At 34.4% G+C, this 19,420-nt stretch carries 18 protein-coding genes; 10 read left to right on the forward strand and 8 right to left on the reverse strand.

Going from position 1 to position 19,420, the window contains the following annotated elements; all coding sequences use genetic code 11:
• Positions 1 to 7 precede the first annotated feature (7 nt).
• The 3 genes from PC_RS01785 to lptB are packed head-to-tail and all read left to right on the forward strand — an operon-like array spanning position 8 to position 2,900.
• On the forward strand, positions 8 to 640 hold the full coding sequence (locus tag PC_RS01785; protein WP_011174913.1) for a hypothetical protein: 633 nt from the start codon (positions 8 to 10) through the stop codon (positions 638 to 640).
• Positions 637 to 2,160 carry a hypothetical protein gene (locus PC_RS01790; protein WP_011174914.1) on the forward strand — a complete coding sequence of 508 codons (1,524 nt, stop codon included), beginning with the start codon at positions 637 to 639 and terminating at the stop codon, positions 2,158 to 2,160. Before PC_RS01785 ends, PC_RS01790 begins: the two co-directional genes overlap by 4 nt.
• Positions 2,160 to 2,900 (forward strand): LPS export ABC transporter ATP-binding protein, encoded by a 741-nt coding sequence (gene lptB, locus PC_RS01795; protein ID WP_011174915.1) that lies wholly within the window; start codon positions 2,160 to 2,162, stop codon positions 2,898 to 2,900. The genes PC_RS01790 and lptB overlap by 1 nt, the downstream gene beginning before the upstream one ends.
• Positions 2,901 to 2,971: 71 nt before the next feature.
• Here lptB and ndk (PC_RS01800) read toward each other — a convergent pair whose 3' ends face one another.
• The 3 genes from ndk (PC_RS01800) to ndk (PC_RS01810) form a co-directional block, all read right to left on the reverse strand.
• Positions 2,972 to 3,442 (reverse strand): nucleoside-diphosphate kinase, encoded by a 471-nt coding sequence (gene ndk / locus PC_RS01800; RefSeq protein WP_042281164.1) that lies wholly within the window; start codon positions 3,440 to 3,442, stop codon positions 2,972 to 2,974.
• Positions 3,443 to 3,729: 287 nt separating this feature from the next.
• Complete coding sequence (locus PC_RS01805; RefSeq protein ID WP_011174917.1) at positions 3,730 to 4,308, reverse strand: anthranilate synthase component II; 579 nt, start codon at positions 4,306 to 4,308, stop codon at positions 3,730 to 3,732.
• 12 nt (positions 4,309 to 4,320) lie between these two features.
• Positions 4,321 to 4,752 (reverse strand): nucleoside-diphosphate kinase, encoded by a 432-nt coding sequence (gene ndk, locus PC_RS01810; RefSeq protein ID WP_011174918.1) that lies wholly within the window; start codon positions 4,750 to 4,752, stop codon positions 4,321 to 4,323.
• 757 nt (positions 4,753 to 5,509) lie between these two features.
• Here ndk (PC_RS01810) and pheT point away from each other — a divergent pair.
• The gene (gene pheT / locus PC_RS01815; RefSeq protein ID WP_044044738.1) at positions 5,510 to 7,909 is read left to right on the forward strand and encodes a phenylalanine--tRNA ligase subunit beta; all 2,400 of its coding nucleotides are present in this window, start codon (positions 5,510 to 5,512) and stop codon (positions 7,907 to 7,909) included.
• Positions 7,910 to 7,942: 33 nt separating this feature from the next.
• The gene (locus tag PC_RS01820) at positions 7,943 to 8,896 is read left to right on the forward strand and encodes a toxin-antitoxin system YwqK family antitoxin (protein WP_052278628.1); all 954 of its coding nucleotides are present in this window, start codon (positions 7,943 to 7,945) and stop codon (positions 8,894 to 8,896) included.
• Between the two features lie 20 nt (positions 8,897 to 8,916).
• Here PC_RS01820 and PC_RS01825 read toward each other — a convergent pair whose 3' ends face one another.
• Together PC_RS01825 and PC_RS01830 are read right to left on the reverse strand one after the other, a co-directional pair.
• Entirely contained in the window at positions 8,917 to 9,192 is a 276-nt protein-coding gene (locus tag PC_RS01825) for a 2Fe-2S iron-sulfur cluster-binding protein (RefSeq protein ID WP_011174921.1), read from the reverse strand.
• Between the two features lie 12 nt (positions 9,193 to 9,204).
• Positions 9,205 to 9,744, reverse strand: coding sequence for a hypothetical protein (locus PC_RS01830; RefSeq protein WP_044044740.1), 540 nt, complete (start codon positions 9,742 to 9,744; stop codon positions 9,205 to 9,207).
• 273 nt (positions 9,745 to 10,017) lie between these two features.
• On the opposite strand from PC_RS01830, the gene PC_RS01835 reads away from it, so the two are divergent.
• Positions 10,018 to 10,212, forward strand: a complete 195-nt coding sequence (locus tag PC_RS01835) for a hypothetical protein (RefSeq protein WP_042281110.1) — start codon at positions 10,018 to 10,020, stop codon at positions 10,210 to 10,212.
• A 608-nt stretch (positions 10,213 to 10,820) separates the two neighbouring features.
• Positions 10,821 to 11,012 carry a hypothetical protein gene (locus PC_RS01840; protein WP_039356673.1) on the forward strand — a complete coding sequence of 64 codons (192 nt, stop codon included), beginning with the start codon at positions 10,821 to 10,823 and terminating at the stop codon, positions 11,010 to 11,012.
• A gap of 28 nt (positions 11,013 to 11,040) precedes the next feature.
• Here the strand turns inward: PC_RS01840 and PC_RS01845 are convergent, their stop codons facing one another.
• Complete coding sequence (locus tag PC_RS01845; RefSeq protein WP_181679017.1) at positions 11,041 to 13,776, reverse strand: DEAD/DEAH box helicase; 2,736 nt, start codon at positions 13,774 to 13,776, stop codon at positions 11,041 to 11,043.
• A 101-nt stretch (positions 13,777 to 13,877) separates the two neighbouring features.
• Here PC_RS01845 and PC_RS01850 point away from each other — a divergent pair, with 101 nt between their 5' ends.
• Entirely contained in the window at positions 13,878 to 14,696 is an 819-nt protein-coding gene (locus PC_RS01850; protein WP_011174926.1) for a hypothetical protein, read from the forward strand.
• Between the two features lie 431 nt (positions 14,697 to 15,127).
• Here PC_RS01850 and trhO read toward each other — a convergent pair whose 3' ends face one another.
• Entirely contained in the window at positions 15,128 to 16,090 is a 963-nt protein-coding gene (gene trhO, locus PC_RS01855) for an oxygen-dependent tRNA uridine(34) hydroxylase TrhO (RefSeq protein ID WP_011174928.1), read from the reverse strand.
• Between the two features lie 325 nt (positions 16,091 to 16,415).
• On the opposite strand from trhO, the gene trxA reads away from it, so the two are divergent.
• Together trxA and PC_RS10850 are read left to right on the forward strand one after the other, a co-directional pair.
• A complete protein-coding gene (gene trxA, locus PC_RS01860; protein WP_011174929.1) occupies positions 16,416 to 16,736 on the forward strand; it encodes a thioredoxin in 321 nt (106 codons plus the stop codon).
• 472 nt (positions 16,737 to 17,208) lie between these two features.
• On the forward strand, positions 17,209 to 18,876 hold the full coding sequence (locus PC_RS10850; protein WP_044044743.1) for a cation:proton antiporter: 1,668 nt from the start codon (positions 17,209 to 17,211) through the stop codon (positions 18,874 to 18,876).
• Positions 18,877 to 18,906: 30 nt separating this feature from the next.
• On the opposite strand, the gene PC_RS01870 is transcribed toward PC_RS10850, so the two are convergent.
• On the reverse strand, positions 18,907 to 19,353 hold the full coding sequence (locus tag PC_RS01870; RefSeq protein ID WP_011174932.1) for a tRNA (cytidine(34)-2'-O)-methyltransferase: 447 nt from the start codon (positions 19,351 to 19,353) through the stop codon (positions 18,907 to 18,909).
• Positions 19,354 to 19,420 lie beyond the last annotated feature (67 nt).

The following is a 19,420-nucleotide window of genomic DNA, read 5'->3' on the forward strand; positions in this document are numbered from 1 at the left end:
TAAAGCAATGTTTAAAAAAAGAAAAATTGCTCTAATAGGCATTCTAATAAATTTGATTTTAGGGGGAATTTGGTTTTATAGCACTCCTTCTGCGGATGATGTTCGCAATTATCGAAAGTTAATGGAGTATAGTGATAGATCTTCCAAAAAAAATGAAAAGCACAATAAAGCCTTTGAAACACAACAAAATCGTACACAAGTGACAAAGCAAATACTTTTTATGAAAGACCAAGTGCGTTTGCAGTGGCGTTTAATGAGTGAAAAATCTGAACTTAAATTATCTCAAATTGAAAATGCAATAGAACTTGTTGAATTTTTTACGGAAGTAACTTGCCAATGTCAAGAACAATTGGATGCTTGTTCAAATACAGATCTTTCTTGTCATCCTAGTCAATTATTACGTTATTTAAGAGCTAAAAAAGCGACTTATCACTATCAAACAGAACAATTGACAGCTGATGATGTGCAATTAGCACGTTACAAAATTAGGGGTCATCAATGGATTAACGATTTACAAGCGTTTCATCCTTGGATGAAAGGAAGTGCTAAAAGAATTCAACTTTCTTTTTCTCAGAATGATCGTTCATTTACTGCCCAAGATTTGCAAGCAGCCTTCCAGGATTGGGGCGAACTATTGTGAGACTTTTTTTGTGTACAGCTCTATATTCTATTTTGATCTTTCATTTCCCTATGATAAGTCAAATTCATCAAGGCTTTGACGAGCAAATCGTTATTCATTCAGGCGAGGCTAAATATAATGGAAAAGATATTCATTTAATAGGACAAGTCACGATTCAGCACGGGCTTGGAAAAATTTCTGCTCAAATTTTGTCTATATCTCCTTCTCAATCAGATCTTAAGAAACACTTTTCATTCTTTCATATTCGTGACAATGTGTTAATTGAACTTCAGGATGGAGGAGAGATTGTTTGCCAGGAAGCAGAAATTGATTATTCTCAATTAAAGGGACATTTTAAAGGCAACACAATCTATCCTGACGTTATTTATAAAAATCATGGGGTGAAAGATCATGAAAGAGACTCTCTTATTATTAAAAGCTTGGAAATGGAAGTTGCTTTAGCTAGGATTCCAATATCAGAAAATCAAGTTTTAAAAACTGTTGTTAAAAGTCTAGAAGCTAAGCATCACGTTCGTGCTCACTATTTAGATGATTATACTTTAATAGCTGATCGGGCTTTTTTTGAATGTTTACAAACAAATAGGTCTGAAGGAATTCTTACCTTATTTGCAAAAGAGCAGCAACCTTATTGCTTATTGACCAATAGAAGTGGCGATCATATTCAAGCAGAAAAAATCAAGATGGTGACATTTCAAAAAAAATTGTTTTTAAATAAACCGAAAGGAAGTCTTCACCATCAAGGAAAAAACTCATTGAGACAGAAGCTTGATTTTAGTGCTGATGAATTAGTGTGGGATCAATCTTCGCAACGTTTGATTTTAAAAGGAAATGTAAAAGTTTATCAAGATCAAGTTTTTCAACTTGATACGAAACAAGAATTAATTATTGAACAGCAAATTTTAAATGGGCAAAAAACCCTTCGTTCGATGATCTCTCCCAAACAGACGACTTTGATATATGACTATGATTCGCAAAAAGAGCTTTCGTATAAAATTATAAGTCCAGGAAAATTAGTTATTGATCACGAAAATTTTGTGACAACAATAGAAGGTTTAAAAGATAAAGAGGGAAATTTAGTCATAGGCGAACAAGTCTATTTTGAAAATTCTTTTGGGGATATATATGCAGATCAAGTTTATATTTCCTACGAATGGAAAAATCAGCGACTAATCCCATCAAAAATAATTTTAACGGGTAATATTAAACTAATGAATCGCTACGATGGTTTATCTCAGGGAACAAGTTCTATTCTTCAGTATGCGATGGCAGATCAGGTAGAATATTTTCCAGATTCACATGAAATGACTCTTTTTGGAAAAAATGGGCATCGTGTTCTTTTTTTTGATAAAGTGAATAATGTTCAAATAAGTGCCCCTGCCTTGAGAATTCGAAATAATAAGAAAAATCACAAAAATTCATTTCAAGGCATTGGAGATGTGCGTTTTACTTTTATTGAAAAAGAGCTAAGTCAATTTAAACAGCGTTTTAGCTTAGATGATCATACAAAACAGGAGGAATGATGAGCCTTAATGCTTATTCCATTTGTTTAGACGTTCGGAATATTGTTAAAAAATACAATGGAAAAAGGGTTGTTAATGAACTTTCATTTCAAGTTCTTCGAGGGGAAATTGTTGGATTATTAGGACCCAATGGAGCAGGTAAAACAACAGCCTTTTACATGACAGTTGGGTTGATTCGTCCTGATCACGGAAAGGTTTATTTTCAAGAAGTTGATGTTACTCATTATCCTATGCATCAACGTGCAAGAATGGGTATGGGGTATTTGGCTCAAGAACCTTCTGTCTTTCGAAGTCTAACTGTAGAGCAAAATATTTTATGCATTTTAGAAAGTTTACCTTTGTCAAAGCAAGAAAGAAAAAATAAATTAGAAGAGCTTTTGGGTGAACTACATCTTGAACATTTAGCAAAAAAAAATGCTGCTACTTTATCAGGAGGAGAAAGACGTCGAGTGGAGATTACAAGAGCTTTGGTGACGAATCCTTCTTTATTAATGTTAGACGAACCATTTGCAAATATCGATCCTTTATCTATTCAAGAAGTTAAACATTTAGTTCAAATTCTTTCTCAAAAAGGAATTAGTATTCTAATCACTGACCATAATGCGCGGGAAATTTTTTCTGTCGTGCATAAAAGTTATTTAGTTCAAGAAGGAAAAGTTATTTTAGAAGGTGTGGTAGATGATCTCATCCAAAATGAAGTTGCCAAAAAAACTTATTTAGGATCAGACTTTAGGATGTAGTCAAAATACTTGAGTATTAAAAATGGCAAATTTGTAAAACCTCAAGTATTTTTTATTTACAGAACTGAAAATCAACGGTGAGTTATTTCATCTGGTTTAAAGAAAAATAAAACTTCTTCTTCGGCAGTTTCTGAGCTATCTGATCCATGTACAGCATTGCGTGACATAGACTCTGCAAAATCAGCACGCAGGGTTCCTTTTTCAGCTTTTTTAGGATCTGTAGCGCCCATGAGTTCTCTATTTTTGGCGATTGCTTGGTTGCCTTCGAGCACCATCACTACAACAGGACCGGAGGACATAAAATTAACTAAATCATTGTAGAAAGGTCGATCCTTATGAATAGCGTAGAATTTACTTGCTTGATCTTTTGTCAACGTAGTCATTTTGATGGCAGCAATTTTTAATCCGGCTTGTTCGAAACGAGAAATAATTTCTCCAATATAGTTATTTTGAACCGCATCAGGTTTGATAATAGAAAGTGTTTGTTCCGAAGCAAACGTTGGTTTTTGTTGAGTTAAAGTTGGGTGAGTAGTTTCGGTAATCTTAGGATATACTTGAGAAGTTTTTGGAGTATTTATTTGAGACTCTTCTTTAGGTGTTGGAGAATGAGCTTGATATTGATTATCGTCATCTTCATCGTCATCATACCAGTCTTCATCATCTTCATCGTCTTGATTTTTATGTTGATTATCTTCAGCTAGAGTATATTGCGGATTTGTGGCCTCTGCTGATAGTCCAGGTAAGGCAAAAGTAAAAATAAATAAAGTTATTAAGCGGTAAATATTCATTTGAATCCCCATTAGAAATTTAAAAATCGTTTAATTCGAGGTTATAACGTCAATAATGGCTTGTCAAGAAAATTTCTTAAAAGAGAAAATCCATGTTCTGTCATGATAGATTCTGGATGAAATTGAACGCTTTCAATATCATAAAAATGATGTCGAAGACCCATGATTTCCCCCTCTTTCGTTGTTGCTGAGATATCTAAACAATGTGGTAAATTGTCATGTTTAACAATTAAGGAATGATAACGTATGGCTTTAAAAGATTGAGGGATGTTTCTAAAAATCCCTTGCGAGTCATGGTAGATGAAACTACTTTTACCATGCATAGGATAAGCGGCTTTGACAACTTTTCCACCGTAAGCTTCTGCCAATACTTGGTGTCCTAGACAGATGCCTAAAATAGGTAAATGGCCTGCCATTTTTCGAATTAAATGCTGAGAAATGCCGGCTTCTGAAGGTGTGCCTGGCCCTGGCCCAATCACTAAGTGAGTGGGGCGCAGAGTGAGGCAATCAGAAAGAGATAAACCTTGATTTCTTAATACTTTGACATCAGATCCAAGCATTTGGAAGTATTGGACCAAATTATAAGTAAAAGAATCAAAATTATCGATAAAAAGGAGCACATCAATACTGATTTAACGTTTTCTTGCGCAAACGTCTTGAGATTTAAAAAAGTATTCAATTTCTGTTTTTGCTGTTTCCGCAGCATCAGAACCGTGAACAGCATTTTCATCGATTGTTTGTGCAAAATCTGCACGAATTGTTCCAGGAGCAGCTTTTTTAGGATCTGTTGCTCCCATAATTTCACGGTTTTTATTGATGGCATTTTCACCTTCAAGGACCATGATCATCACAGGCCCCGTTGTCATAAAACCAACTAAATCTTCGAAGAAAGGGCGCCCTTTATGAACAGCATAAAATCCTTCAGCATCTTTTCTATCTAATTGTTTCATTTTTGCAGCAACAATACGTAAACCAGCTTTTTCAAAGCGAGCAATGATTTCGCCAATGTGATTGTTACCTACTGCGTCAGGCTTAATGATAGAAAGAGTACGTTCTAACGTCATGAGATCTCCTTAAATGATTCTGTGTAACTCATAGTCAACTCTATGTTTTGACCATCTTTATTTGAATGCCAATAACTATATCTAAAGCTTACAAAAAAATCACGTGCGAGAATAGTAAAAATCTAAATTTTGGATTTAATAATTTGAAAAATCATTTGAATAATGCGGCTGATACCAATAGTAGGGATACATCAAAACGTATATGCCTTATAAATAATAAGCATATATATTGCTTTGATTGTTGATTGTTTAAATCAAATTAAAATTTTAGATAATAACGTTGATATGTAATCTAATCAAATCTAAGAGATTTTAATCAGATTTTTTTAATTCCAAAGAAGCATTATTACCAATCAACTTTTGTTGATAGAAACAAATAAGAATTTTTATCCCACTTTAATAATAGCCATTTTTCTTAAAATTTGACGGTCGATCTAAGATTTTTATTTTATTTCCAGTACTTGATATTATCACTAGCAAGTGGATTTAGTGAAAGTGTACAATCAAGTAGTGATTCAAAAGAACTCCTAATCCCTATCTTTTTTCTTTTTCCCAATCTATAGAGTATGGTATGTTACCTTGAGAAATCACTCGAATAGACTTACTTTTAAGACCTAATAAATAATATTTTATCGTAATAACCAATTCAATTTTATGATAAAATATTCTTAATATCTCCTCGAGCTTCTCAATTAAAAGAATCTATTCAGAATGAAAATCATTTAATCCTTAAAATCTAAATCTATGTTTGGTCATTATGCGTATACCTTTATCTTGGCTTAAAGAATATATTGATTTGAATCTTGAACCTGTTGAAATAGCTAAAATTTTGACAATGGCTGGTCTAGAAGTAGATGGCTATGAAGAGATAGGAAAGGGATTTTCGGGAGTTATTGTGGGAGATGTTTTGGAAGTAGAAAAACATCCTAATGCTGATAAACTCCTTATTGCTTTGGTAAGTGATGGAAAAGAAATTCATCAAGTGGTTTGTGGAGCTTCTAATTGTCGAAAAGGATTAAAAACAGCATTTGCACCTGTTGGAGCTTCTCTGATTGATGAAGGGAAAGAGTTTAAAATAAAAAAAGGAAAGTTAAGAGGAATTGAATCAAACGGCATGCTTTGCTCGGCCAAAGAACTGCAGATATCAAATGAAGATGATGGAATTATGGAACTTTCAGAACATCTACAAGCAGGAACAGCATTAAATACGCTTTATTCGGATACCATTTTTGAAATTTCTTTAACGCCTAATTTGGGGCATTGTGCAAGTATTGTTGGTGTAGCTCGGGAGTTATCTGCAGCGACAAGCCATCCTCTTCGTTATCCTCATTTGGTTTTTAAAGAAGAGGGAAATCTTATTAATAACAGTCTTACACTTGATATTGAAGCGAAAGAAGCTTGTTCAAGGTACACTTGCCGGGTGATTAAAAATGTGAAAGTAGGTGCTTCTCCAGATTGGTTAAAAGCAAAAATCGAAAAGAGTGGTCTTCGCAGTGTAAATAATATTGTTGATGTAACTAATTATGTATTGTTAGAAATGGGGCATCCTTTGCATGCCTTTGATTACGATCTTGTCAAAGGAAAAAAAATTGTTGTTAGAATGGCTCAAGAAGGAGAAATTTTTGAGACTTTGGATGGGAAAGAGCGAATTTTAAAAGATTCTCACCTAGTGATTGCTGATTCAGAAAAGCCCATAGCTATTGCTGGCGTGATGGGAGGGCGCAATAGCGAAGTGAGCGAGAAAACAACCAATATTATTTTAGAATCTGCTTTTTTTGATCCTATTTTTGTGCGAAAAACAAGCAAACAATTAGGATTGCAAACAGATGCTTCTAAGCGATTTGAAAGGGGCACTGACCCAAACCAACTGATTTCGGTTCTTAATCGCGCAGCTATGTTAATTCAAATGGTGGCTGGAGGGATAATTGAAGATTCTATTTTAGATGAGCAAACGAAAGACTTTCTAGAATTGACAATTCGATGCAGACTATCTCGAATAAATCAGATATTGGGGACAACGCTTAGTCGAGGAGAAGTTGAAACTATTTTTCAAAGTTTAGGATTCCATTATCAATGGGATGGACAAGATAGTTTTATGGTATGCGTGCCTACTTACCGGACTGACGTTAAAGAAGAAATTGACCTCATTGAAGAAGTTGCTCGCATCTATGGCTACGATCACATTCCAAGAAATGGTGGTCGTTATCAAACGTCCAAATTACCTGATGCACCGATTTATCTATTCGAAAAAGAAATTCAATCATATTTGATTGCAGAAGGGTTACAGGAATTTATCACATGTGATTTGATTGGGCCAACTTTGGTCAATGTTGTGCAAAACCTTTCTATGCCTGCAGAAGCAATTGTCAAAGTTCTAAATCCTACGTCGATAGAACAATCGATTTTGAGAACATCTTTATTACCCGGACTTTTACAAGTTGTCAAATACAATTTGGATCATCAAAACCATCAAATCAATGGATTCGAAATTGGGCGGATCCATTTTAAAGACGGCGATCAATATCAAGAACAATCTGTTGTTGGAATTCTTTTATCAGGCTTTTCTCAACCCTACCATTTTGAAGAGAAAAAACGAGAGTATGATTTTTATGATTTGAAAGGAATTATAGAAAACCTTTTGAAAGAACTAGGAATTGAAAAACCGCAATTTAAAAATTTAGATCTTAAAACTTTTCATTCTGGGCGGCAGGCTTCTTTGTTTGTAGATGAACTTGAGGTAGGTTCTTTTGGAGAAGTTCATCCTAGTATTCAAAGGCGTTTAGATGTTTCTCAGCGTATCTTATTTGGAGAGTTTAATTTACATGACTTAATGCAAGTGGCAACTAAACTTGAAAAAGTCAAACCTTTAGCTATTTATCCTGGTTCTGAACGCGATTGGACTTTCACAATCAAGACGTCTGTACCTTTTGCTGAAATTATCAAGGCTATTCATGAGCAAAAATCTGATCTATTAGAAAATGTATTGTTATTAGATATTTACCGAAGTGAAAAACTGACAGTTGGTCATCAAAATATGACTCTGCGATTTATTTATCGGGATTTTTCTAAAACAATTGCACAAGAAGTTGTAGAAAATGAGCATCAACGATTAAAAACAGCAGTTTCTCAAAAGTTTGCTAATGATCTTAAACAATAATTTGAGAAAATTCTCATTCAATTGGAGTGTTATATGAAGAATTCATTTTTCTTATCTTCTACTTTGTTATGTCTATTAGTTTCTACCTCTTGTCAAACTCATCGTCATCCTGAAGATGTCGTTTATGAAACATATGTTCATCGCTACGGAGTAGAATTGCCGGCTGAAGACTGGTCTTCTCGTGGACAACATGGCCAAGTCTTATCTACACGACGTGATGGTGTGGTCGTTACAAAAACCTATGAATCAGGGATATTGCATGGAGAAGTAACTTATACATTCCCTCATCGTGAATGCATTGAAAAAAAAGAAGTTTATGATCAGGGGAATTTAATTCAAGAAACTTACTATTATGCGAGTGGAATGCCAAAACAACAAATAGATTATCGATCAGCCGATCAATATTCTGTCATTTCTTGGTATGAAGGAGGAGCGCCTCAGTCCAAAGAGGAGTTTAACGAGCAAGGATTAGTTAAGGCCGATTATTATAACTTAGCCAACCAAATAGAATCTTCTGTGCAAGATGGGTTTGGTAAGCGAATAGTGCGGGATAGCTATGGACTCCTTCACTCAGTGGACCAAATCCAAGATGGGCAAATGACAATGCGAACAACCTATCATCCCAACGGAGCTCCTGCAGCTTATACTCCTTATGTAAATGGTGTCATTCAAGGAGAAAGAAAGACTTATACCATGTCTGGGGAACCAATTTCGATTGAACAATGGAAAAATAATTGCCAACATGGAAATACCATTGTTTTTGAAAATGGAGAAAAATATGCAGATCTTCCTTATGTGGAAGGGCGTCCACATGGTATTGAATATCGATATCGCAATGGGAATCAAGTTGTTCAAAAAAGAACCTGGGTTAACGGAAGAAAACATGGCCCTTGTTATAATTATGTAGGAACAACGACTCAAACAGATTGGTATTTTAAAGACCGTCCAGTGAATAAACCTACTTATGATATGTTATCCAATCAATAGCAGATTCCTTAAGGTTGTCATTAATCAATGACAACCTCTCCAAAAATTGCACATTGACAAGCTAAACGATAGTTGGCGTCCAACCGTTTAGTTGTTAAAGTGGCTGTTTCTTCTTGAGTCTTTTTCGAAAGATTTTCCATTCCTTTAACTACTTTAATGGCGCAAACAGCACATAGCCCTTTGGTACAACCAAAACGGAAAGGAAGAGAACAATTCAATTGATAAGCTTTTAATAACTCTAATCCTTGTTTAATATGATATATTTTTTTATTTCGTAGACTGATTAAAGATGGCATAATTTTACCCGATTACAAGCAAAGGTGTTTGCATATCCCACTCTTCCGATAAAAGAGAAGTGAACTTTCCCGTTTCTGGGTTGTTTGATATGTTTTTATCATGACAGGACGATTTTCTAGATTGAATAGAACAAATCTATTAAAGGCATCTTGTTTGTTTTGATAATACAATTTTTGAAAAGCTAAGAGAAGGCCATGAATAGAGCGAATTTCACAAAATGTGCAGTTTTGGTTTTGAAAACAGTAGGTTTTGAAAAAAATAGCGCGGCCTTCTTGATTACGTAATAAACACTGAATTTGTGTGGATCCTTTGTTAAGTTGTTTCCTTTGCCAAGCATTTTGATGAATAGGGTTTAGATAGCGAAAATCTAGCAACAGTAGGGAGTCAAAAATGAACTTTTCAAAGGCACCAGAATTGTATTTTTCTATGAAATACCATTTTCCATAAGACTCAGTAACTATTTTATAGCTGTAAGAGCTTACTTCATTCAAAAAGTTTAGACTTTTTGGTCTTCCTCCTTTCCAATAATAATTTTGATAATTTTTATGCAAGCTGATCACCAACGCTTTATCTGTAAGATGAAGGGTAACTTAAGGGAGTAACTCTTTTAAATGCAATTCAAATTGTGAAATTTGAGGTTGGTTTAAATAAAGTTCATGCTTCGATGTTTCCACCCCACATCTAGTTTAATTTGTCACTTTCTTCAAAATAACTTCTTGTTAAATCGCGAACAAACTCAATTTAATAAATCATGAAGTAGCTCTACAATTTTATTTGGCATAGGATTTGCATTGATTTGGTATTCCAGAAAAAGGAGGAATCCCATGAATAAGGCACAGTTAGAAAAAAAAATAGCTTACCTTGAATTTGTTCATGACCAATTAGAAACAGAGTTAGTTTACGTTGATAGCTTGCTTAAATCTGTTGGATTTCCTCACGGTCTCGCATCTGCTAAAGAAGTTGCTTTGGAGTTATTACAAAATGCTGAGGCTGAAAATGAAAAAGGGCATGAAATTTAAACTTTTTCTTTTTTATGTTTAGGTATTGCTAGAAGGGGTTTTAGTATTTGAAACCCATAAGAATGGGAAGAAAATATAAAAAAAGAAAACTTTTAAAAATTATTCAAAAAAATAAATGTTTTCAACACGAATAGATTTTTAAAAATAATCTTAATTTCTAAAAATAAGTAGATTAAAGTAAAATTTCGTAAGTTTTACCTGATTTTGATTAGATCTTTATCAATTGTTAATATAATTACGGTTTTATAGGCCTTTCATCAATGCTAAATTATTAATATGGCTAATAAACTAATAATAACACCCTGGCAAGTCAGTAAGACTCGCTACTAATAATAACTGATACCAGGGTTTATGATTCTGATAAAAAAGTAAAATATTAAGTAGATTAATAAAAATTTAGCAGCCTCTTAATCAATAATTAATATATTGTGTGTGTAATAAAGTTTTATCAATGCCATTATAGTTTAATAGATTCATAATAGGTCATAGTAGCCCTGAGCTTTTATAATATATAATAACCCTAAGCTCGGGGTTTGGTTTTTTTTGATGAATCAGTCGAAGATGGCATACCACATGCATAAATAATCATGTACACCTTGGAGGTGAATATGAAAAAGACAGATCTTCTTAAAAAAGTAGCTTATTTGGAATCTCTTAATGATCATTTACTAACTGAATTAGGTTATGTAGATCATTTAATGAGATTAGTTGGCTTCGCAGGTGGTCTTGAAACAGTCAAAGTTACAGCTCGCGAGCTTTATGAATCAGAGCAAGAAAATAATGCAGATTTTAATGGTTAATAAGAGGGTAGAAAATTATCATCCAAAATTAACTAATTAAATAGCGCAAATCTTCAATGGTTAATTGAGTGGGAGCCGCTTCGAAATCAAAAATGTCATCAACCAGTGTTCTTTTAGCGGCTTTCAACTTCATCATTTTTTCTTCAATACTCTCAATAACAACGAAACGCTTGGCGATCACTTGCTCCTGGCGTCCAATGCGGTGGGCTCGATTAATAGCTTGTTCTTCGACGGCTTCATTCCACCACGGATCGTAAAGTATTACATAGTCTGCAGCAGTTAAATTTAATCCGACACCCCCAGCTTTTAAACTGATGAAGAAAATAGATTGTTCCAGGTTTTCTTGAAATTCAGTTACGACTTTTTCTCTATTTTGAGTACTTCCATCTAAATAAGCGTACGTCCAACCTTGCTGATTAGCATAGCGTGTCATTAATTTTAACATCGAAGTGAATTGACTATAAACAAGAACTTTTCGTCCTTCCTCTCTGATTGTTTGTAAATCTTGCATTAAAAGATCAAATTTGGCACTAGTTATTAAATCTTCTTTTTCCTCTATTATCGATGAAACAAGAAGGGGATGGCAGCAAATCTGACGGAGACGGAGAATAGCTTCTAGAACTTCTAAACGATGCTTAGTAATCCCTTCAGCTTCAATTTTCTTAAATAAATTTCTCTTAAAATTAGCTAAAAACTGTTCATAATGCTGCCTTTGAGACTCACTCATTTCGATCCAAACAATTTGATCAATACGGGCAGGCAGGTCTTTAGCCACTTCTTGTTTCTGTCTTCTGAGAATAAAAGGAGCCACTTTTTTCTTAATACGATCGAGATAACGTCGATCAGCACTTGCTGCTTGAATATCTGCATTAAAACTTTCTTCTGCACCAAAAAGATCAGGAATTAGAAAATGAAAATGAGACCAAAGTTCTCCAAGATGATTTTCAATAGGTGTGCCGGTGATACACAACCTAAAGTGAGAGGATAATGAACAAGCTGCTTGAAATGTCTGTGTATGAGCATTTTTAATTTGTTGAGCTTCATCTAAAATGAGTGTATTTAGATCTAATTTTTGTAAGAGAGAAAGATCTAATCTTAACGTAGTATAAGAAGTCAAGATAATCGAATAGTTTTGCAAAATCTCTATAGAATTTGCACGCTGAGAGCCTTGGTGAATATAGCATGAACATGAAGGTAAAAAGCGACAAATTTCATTTTTCCAATTAAAAAGTAAGGATGTAGGAACAACAATCAAATGTTTAGATTCGGAAGCGAACCGAGAAATAAAGGCCAGTACTTGGACTGTTTTTCCAAGTCCCATTTCGTCTGCTAAAATTCCATGGAATCCATAGTTAAATAAAAAAGAAAGCCAGTTTAATCCCTCTTGTTGATAAGGCCTTAAATGTCCTTCAAAAGAAGGGGCAGGTAAAGCAGTTTCTACTCCTTTAAAGTTTTCCCACTTTTGTTTAAAAATGGATAGTGTAGAAGGAAGTTCTGTTCGATCAAATAACGAAGAAAGTGCACCAATATGACTTTTTTTGATATGTACTTCTTGTCCAATGATTTTTCCTTCTTCCGCAAGTTCTTTTAATTCTTGCACAGAATGTAACTCTGGAAGAAGGCCGACTGTGCCTGGGTTCAGTTGTATAAATCGCTCTCGTCGATTAAAAGCTCCTAATACGGAACTGACGTCGGCTTCATGAGTTTCATAGCGAACGGAGCCTTTAATTTTTATCATTTGAGGGGCATCTTCCAATTTTAAATCAATATGATCTTGTTTAATGACCCGGTTTTCTTTCCAGTCTAAAATCACCCAACCAATTTCTAATAAGAAAGTGAGACTTTTGGCAACCTTATCAAGAGGGCAATAATAGTGAGAGGTCCCCACATTTTTCTTAATGAAATCCGTTTCTAATAGATCTTTTTCAAAATTTTTTTCGACTTCTTCTTGACGTTTAAAAGAAGTTTTTTTTAATTCATGAAAAGCAATTTTTAACCCATTTCCATAATTTAACCAAAGATCTGCAAAGCCACCAGAGCGATCTTTTAAAATGAGAAAAGGGAGAGGTTCAGTTTGTTTATAGAGATTTTCAATGGAATGACCTTTTATCATCAATTGCGGAGAATTAGAATCATTTTCTTCAAACTCTTCTAAAAAAGCAGCTTTTTGTGAACCTTCCAAGATCCAAGGCCGTGTTTGATAAGCACGTTGAAGCTCTTTCCATGAGATAAAGGTTGTAATTCCTTTTAAAGAAATCCCTCGTACAAACCAGACAGGTTTACCAGGTCCGATGCAATCACAACTGGCGATGTCAATATCTTGATCACGCCATTTCAAATGCCCTTTTATTTCTATTTGGCTGGTATTTAAAGGAAATACTTCATAATAAAATTCAACTTTCCCAACAAAATCGACAACCAGTTGCTTATTGTTTAAATAAATTTTTTGCAAAGACCCTAGAAGATTTAAGAGATTAACCGCTTGATTTGAAGAAATATGGAAAAAAGGAGAGGTCGTAGTTTCTAGAGAAGGGGAACGTCCTATGAGTTTGGTTTGATAGTTAACCTCTTCTTTAAAAAGGGATGTAAAAATTTCTTTTTCGCGATCTTGTTGAATAGACGCTTTCCATTTGGCTAAATTTTTGGCTAAGGGATAATGCAGGCGATGATGATAACCTTCTTTTATCACTTCTGTTAATTTAAGAGTCAAAAATCCGGTTTTATTCATCTCTTCAATGTCTAAAGTGTAACCGATTTCATTCATGAATAAAGCCCTGATTTGTTATAGTGTTAGAAAAACAAACAAAGATACTGTTTTCTTTTCAAATTTTCAACCTTCGGACGATCTTTTTAAAGGAACATTTTATGACAAAATTAACCATGTGGCAAAAGCATTGGGATGAAGCTGAAAAAGAATGGGACCAAAAAGCTCAACTAGCAGCTGAAAAAAGGCCCATAAAAAAATTGACAGTTTTACCCGATATGGTTGGTATGACTGAAGAAACAGCTAAGTATTTAAAGTGGAAAAGTTTAAAATGGATGCTAACAAAAGATCATGAAAGAACTATTCTGAAAGGATTTTTGAAGCACCCTTTTAAATATGGGTGGGCTTTTTTGAAATCTTGTTGGCAGACAAAACCCTATAAGAGAGAAGGGGATTTTTTTCTCTATGGAGTAGATTCTGTTGACCAATTTCAAACTCTTTTAGAAAATCCGTCGGCTATTTTTGTTTTAGGATTTTCTTATTGTCATAAACCTTTTGAATGTCCGTCTGGTCGCTTTACACCCGATTGTATGCGAGATGCCTCTCATTCTGTTTGCCAACAATGCTTTATTGGTAAATCAGTCAATGCCATCACTTCAAAACAAACCATTCCTTTATTCATTCCAACAATTCATTATATTGGAGGAAAAATCTTTGAAATTGTTCATCAAAATCCTGATAAACCTGTCATATTTATCATTACGGCTTGTGAAATGACTTTAGAAATGTTTGGAGACTGGGGAAACATGGTTAACCTTAAGGGACTCGGCATCCGATTGGACGGCCGCATTTGCAATACCATGAAAGCCTTTGAATTATCTGAAAGAGGGGTCAAACCAGGTTTGACTGTTATTTTAGATGAAACACAAAAGAAAATTTTATCACTTCTCAAACACCGTAATCTCTCAATGCCTACCTAGATGTTTTGAAAATAAAAATTCGAATTTTTTTTGACACGTGTTATGAAATTTTTTTTCAGCGAATAAAAGTTATTTATCTCCTGTTCCTTTTGTCAGATAGTGCGGACATTGACACCATTTTGGACTTCATTGCTTTCAAAGTAAAGGGGAACATAAAAGTAGTTGGGCAAAGCAAAAGCAGCTGTGTGAGAGATATACAGAGAAAGAAGAAGACAAATAAGCGCTTACTAACGTTGAAACAAACAGAGATAAGAGAGCGCTGATAAAACTTAATTTTGAAAGTTTTTTTATCATTGTCATTTTTACTCTTGAAAATGGTTTGATTAGTTAAGCAAACAAATTTTTAGTGTGTTTTGGAATAGGGAGGCTGAATTTGTCTGAAAATTTTCAGCTGATACAGAAAATCATGAATGACTGTTAGGCCATAAACTTTATTGTTTACTTGTCAAATCATCTTTAAAATAGTGATGCCGTTTTCGAAATGGCTTGTGAACATCTTGATGATGATAAGGCCTGACGCGGGGAGCATTTTGGCAATCCGTACAGCAACAACCTAAAAATTTCTCTACGCAAGTTTGGCAACACAGATACAGGTGGTTGCAGTCCATATTTGCGCAGTTGTAATAAGTTTCATTGGACGTTTGGCAATGATGGCAAGATCCAATGACAGGGGCTGGTTCTTGACTAATCGGAATGGTTAAACGATCATCAAAGACAAATAATTTTCCGAGCCAGTGTTCACTTCCTTGTTTCAAGCCATAGTTAATGATTCCTCCCTCTAATTGATAAACCTCTTTAAATCCTTCTTTTTTGAGCAAAGAGGAATATAGTTCACATCGAATGCCCCCTGTACAATACATCATAATAGGAGTTTGTTCAGGGTTGACTTGCGTTTTAAGATTTTCTGCGTATTCTTTGAATTCACGGAATGTGTCACAAGGAGGACATTCGGCTCCATCAAACCGACCTACCTGCCATTCATATTCATTTCGCACGTCTAAAAGAAGCGGACGTTTTTCTTTTTCTAATAATTCTTTCCATTCGAGAGGGGAGATATGTTGACCTGTTTGATTCATATCTACATCTTCATCGAGAGCGACAAGTTGTTTGCGATACTTAACGGTTTGTCTTGGAAATACATTTTCGTGATGAGAATGAATTTTAAATGGCATTGTTTCAAAAAGAGGATTTGCATGAAGCCACTTCATATAAGCTTCTGCATCCTCTCGTTTTCCACTCATTTGACCGTTAATGCCTTGTTCGGATAAATAAATTCGAGAAGTAATATTTCGGTCTTTAAAAAATTCTTTGTGGGCCTTTACTTCTTGATGCGGATCTGCAATTGCAGTAAAATGATAATAAGCTAAAACGAAAAAAGAAGGTTCTTGAGCCATGCAATTCACTCTTTAAAAACATTGAATAATATTTGATTATTTGTTTGAACTTTGCATCACAACTGCAGTTGCAAATTTATTGTAAACCGAAATCTTGTTGATTTTCGCTCATCCATTTAGCGAAAATAAATAGCCTTTTCTAGAAGCACAAGAAAGATTAATAAATAGCTAGAAAACCTTGCGTTTATCAAGAAAAAATTCAAACTATAAACAATAATTATAACGCATTTAGCCGTTTATTTCAAGTAACACTGTTTTTAAAGAATGACAATCTTTATACCCTCTGGTATAGACTAAATTTTGTTTATTTTAATAAGGAGTATTTATGTCAGACAAGCTTGTTCATTTAAATGATGATAATTTTCAACAAACAATTTCTCAAGGTGTCACTTTGGTTGATTTTTATGCCACTTGGTGTGGGCCTTGCAGAATGATAGCTCCAATTGTTGAACAATTATCTACTACGCTACAGGGGAAAGCAAAAGTTGCTAAACTTGATATTGATCAAGCGCAAAGCACAACGGCAGATTTGCAAATTACCTCTGTACCGACGTTGATCGTTTTTAAAGATGGAAAAGAAGTGAAAAGAGTGGTTGGAGTAAAAGATTTAGATTATCTCTTAAATCTCGTTCAATCTTTTACTTAATATTTACAATACTTGACTCAAGAGAAATTTTCTTGAGTCAAGTTCTTTTTTTTATCTCTTAACTATTTAAGTTAAGTAGAATTTTTTTTGTTATGGTAATTTTTTTCCCAAGATAGAAGCGAATGCAAATTCGAATTCAATAATAGTTTATCCTTTTAGACTATTTCCTTTTTTCCTTGAACACACAAACCTTACTATTTTTGTTACCTTGTTAAATTTTTCAGCGATGACCGGTTCAAAAGTTTGGAAATACAGGATTAAAACGACTAAAACTCTCAAAAGGTCATTTTTACCCTTTGTTAGGGTAGAATGTGAATTTAATGCATTTAAATCTAAGTCATTCCTATTAAAAGAGTTTTTACATTTCAATTTTAACCTAAATCAAAAAAAATTTTATGATTTAATATCCACTGTTTCTGATAAATGCTAGACGTGCTAAGTTTCGGGAAAGCAATAATGGATGGTTAACAGCATGGACTCTCATAATCTGAAGATTGTACTCATTTTAGCCTTTGGTTTTTCTTTAGCAGGAATTTTGGGTTATATTACTCACCGTTTAAAGCTCTCACCGATTTTGGGCTACTTACTTGCTGGATATATTATAGGTCCTTATTCCCCGGGCTTTGTTGCAGATGTCAATGTCTCTGAACAACTAGCTGAAATTGGCGTTGTTTTAATGCTCTTTGGAGTGGGTTTACATCTAAAATGGGAAGATTTAGTCAACGTAAAAAATATTGCAATACCGGGTGCGATAGGACAAACTTTAGTCGCTGCCGCATGTGGGGCTTGGATCGTTTATGCAATTGGTTGGCCTATTGAAGTGGGAATTATTGTTGGTTTGGCTATTGGCGTGGCTAGTACAGTTGTTCTTGTCAGAGTTTTATCTGATAATCATCTTTTAGATACGTTAGAAGGTCATGTTTCCATAGGTTGGTTAATCGTTGAAGATATTTTGACTGTTATAGTTTTGATTTTATTACCTGTTATTTCTACCTTTGCTAAAGAAGGAAATCTTCCTTTAATTGAATTATTAGAGACTTTAGGTTGGACAGTTTTTAAATTTCTCCTTTTAGCTCTAGTCATGTTCACATTTGGAAAAAAAATTGTGACTTTTATTCTTATGCATATTGCTAGGCTTAGATCACATGAGCTTTTTACACTCGCTTTGTTAGCATTAACATTCATGATAGCAGTCGCTTCAGCACTAGTTTTTGGAACATCGATTGCATTGGGTGCATTTATCGCGGGGATGGTGATCGGGCAAACCCACGTAAAACATCAAGCAGCAGCCAACGCTCTTCCGATGAAAGATGCATTTGCAGTTATTTTCTTTTTAACTGTAGGGATGATTTTTAATCCCATGGCGATTATGGAGAATTTTACACTTTTTATAGGGATTTTAGCGATTGTTGTTGTTATTAAACCACTTGCAGCATTTTTAATTGTAGTGGTCATGCGTTATCCTGTCAAAGTTGCTTTGACAGTTGCCTTGGCACTTGCTCAAATTGGAGAGTTTTCTTTTATCTTGGGTGAAGAAGCAATTAAATTTCATCTTTTACCTGATGAAGGCTATGATATTATTGTTGCTTGTGCTCTTATCTCTATCTCTATCAACCCTCTCTTATTTAAAGGTATTAACTTTTTACAGAATTCTATCGAATCTGTGCAAAATACCTATAATCCTTTAGTTCCCAATGATATTCCTCCAGTTTTTCATTCTCTTCACGCAATTGTTATTGGATTTGGGCCTTTAGGTCGAGCTATTGCGCAGACTTTAGAACAGCAAAATTTTGATGTGACTGTGATTGACCAAAATGTAGATACAATTGCTTTCTTAAGTGATAGCCATCAACGAGCTGTTTTTGGAGATGCTACACTTCCTACCATTTTAGAAGATGCTCATATTAAAGATGCTGATTTGCTACTGATTACTGTTCCGAATTTGAATATAACTTTAAAAATTATTCAAGTCGCACAACCTCTCAATTCAGAAATGAAAATTTTGGCTCGAGCTAATTATTTAACAGACCAACAAAAGTTACAGAACTTAAATATTCAATCAGTATGTAGTGAAGAAGAAACAAAGCAAGCGTTTATCAAAATGGTCGACCGGATTGTAAAAGAAGAACTTGAGGCTTAAAACTAAGTTAATAAAGGCTTAATATTATTGTTACATAAATCCTTGTTGACGCCACGCTTCATACAAGGCGATACCGGCAGAAGTAGCAAGATTTAAACAACGTACTTTTGGCTTCATAGGGATTTTAACAAATCGATTTCCCCATTTTTCTTGAAAAATGGAAGGGAGACCGCTAGTTTCTGAGCCAAATATCAGAAAAGAATCTGCAGCATAAGAAACTTCAGTATAAAGAGTTGTCGCTTTGCTAGAGAAAAAGTAAAAAGAAGCTTGTTGATTTTCTAGGTAATTTTCTAAATTTTCAATAAATGAGACGCTGACACCTTCCCAATAATCTAGACCTGCTCGCTTTAGCCATCGATCATGCGTACTGAATCCCAAAGGGTGAACCATCATTAAATCTGTTCCAGTAACGGCACAAGTTCTTACAATATTACCAGCATTTTGGGGAATTTGAGGTTGGAATAAAATAATTTTCATAGAGGAAAAGGAAATTTAATGAAAATTTGCAAGCCTAAAGTCTTGCAAATTTTCAATGAGATCGGAG

It is taken from the genome of Candidatus Protochlamydia amoebophila UWE25 (assembly GCF_000011565.2).
In the GTDB taxonomy this organism is placed as follows: Bacteria; Chlamydiota; Chlamydiia; order Chlamydiales; family Parachlamydiaceae; genus Protochlamydia; species Protochlamydia amoebophila.

Coding starts and splice junctions, on each gene's coding strand:
- pheT (WP_044044738.1), top strand. CDS start 5,510: ATGCGTATACCTTTATCTTGGCTTAAAGAATATATTGATTTGAATCTT.
- lptB (WP_011174915.1), top strand. CDS start 2,160: ATGAGCCTTAATGCTTATTCCATTTGTTTAGACGTTCGGAATATTGTT.
- PC_RS10850 (WP_044044743.1), top strand. CDS start 17,209: ATGGACTCTCATAATCTGAAGATTGTACTCATTTTAGCCTTTGGTTTT.
- PC_RS01835 (WP_042281110.1), top strand. CDS start 10,018: ATGAATAAGGCACAGTTAGAAAAAAAAATAGCTTACCTTGAATTTGTT.
- PC_RS01840 (WP_039356673.1), top strand. CDS start 10,821: ATGAAAAAGACAGATCTTCTTAAAAAAGTAGCTTATTTGGAATCTCTT.
- PC_RS01785 (WP_011174913.1), top strand. CDS start 8: ATGTTTAAAAAAAGAAAAATTGCTCTAATAGGCATTCTAATAAATTTG.
- PC_RS01845 (WP_181679017.1), bottom strand. CDS start 13,776: ATGAATGAAATCGGTTACACTTTAGACATTGAAGAGATGAATAAAACC.
- PC_RS01850 (WP_011174926.1), top strand. CDS start 13,878: ATGACAAAATTAACCATGTGGCAAAAGCATTGGGATGAAGCTGAAAAA.
- PC_RS01820 (WP_052278628.1), top strand. CDS start 7,943: ATGAAGAATTCATTTTTCTTATCTTCTACTTTGTTATGTCTATTAGTT.
- ndk (WP_011174918.1), bottom strand. CDS start 4,752: ATGACGTTAGAACGTACTCTTTCTATCATTAAGCCTGACGCAGTAGGT.
- PC_RS01825 (WP_011174921.1), bottom strand. CDS start 9,192: ATGCCATCTTTAATCAGTCTACGAAATAAAAAAATATATCATATTAAA.
- trxA (WP_011174929.1), top strand. CDS start 16,416: ATGTCAGACAAGCTTGTTCATTTAAATGATGATAATTTTCAACAAACA.
- trhO (WP_011174928.1), bottom strand. CDS start 16,090: ATGGCTCAAGAACCTTCTTTTTTCGTTTTAGCTTATTATCATTTTACT.
- PC_RS01870 (WP_011174932.1), bottom strand. CDS start 19,353: ATGAAAATTATTTTATTCCAACCTCAAATTCCCCAAAATGCTGGTAAT.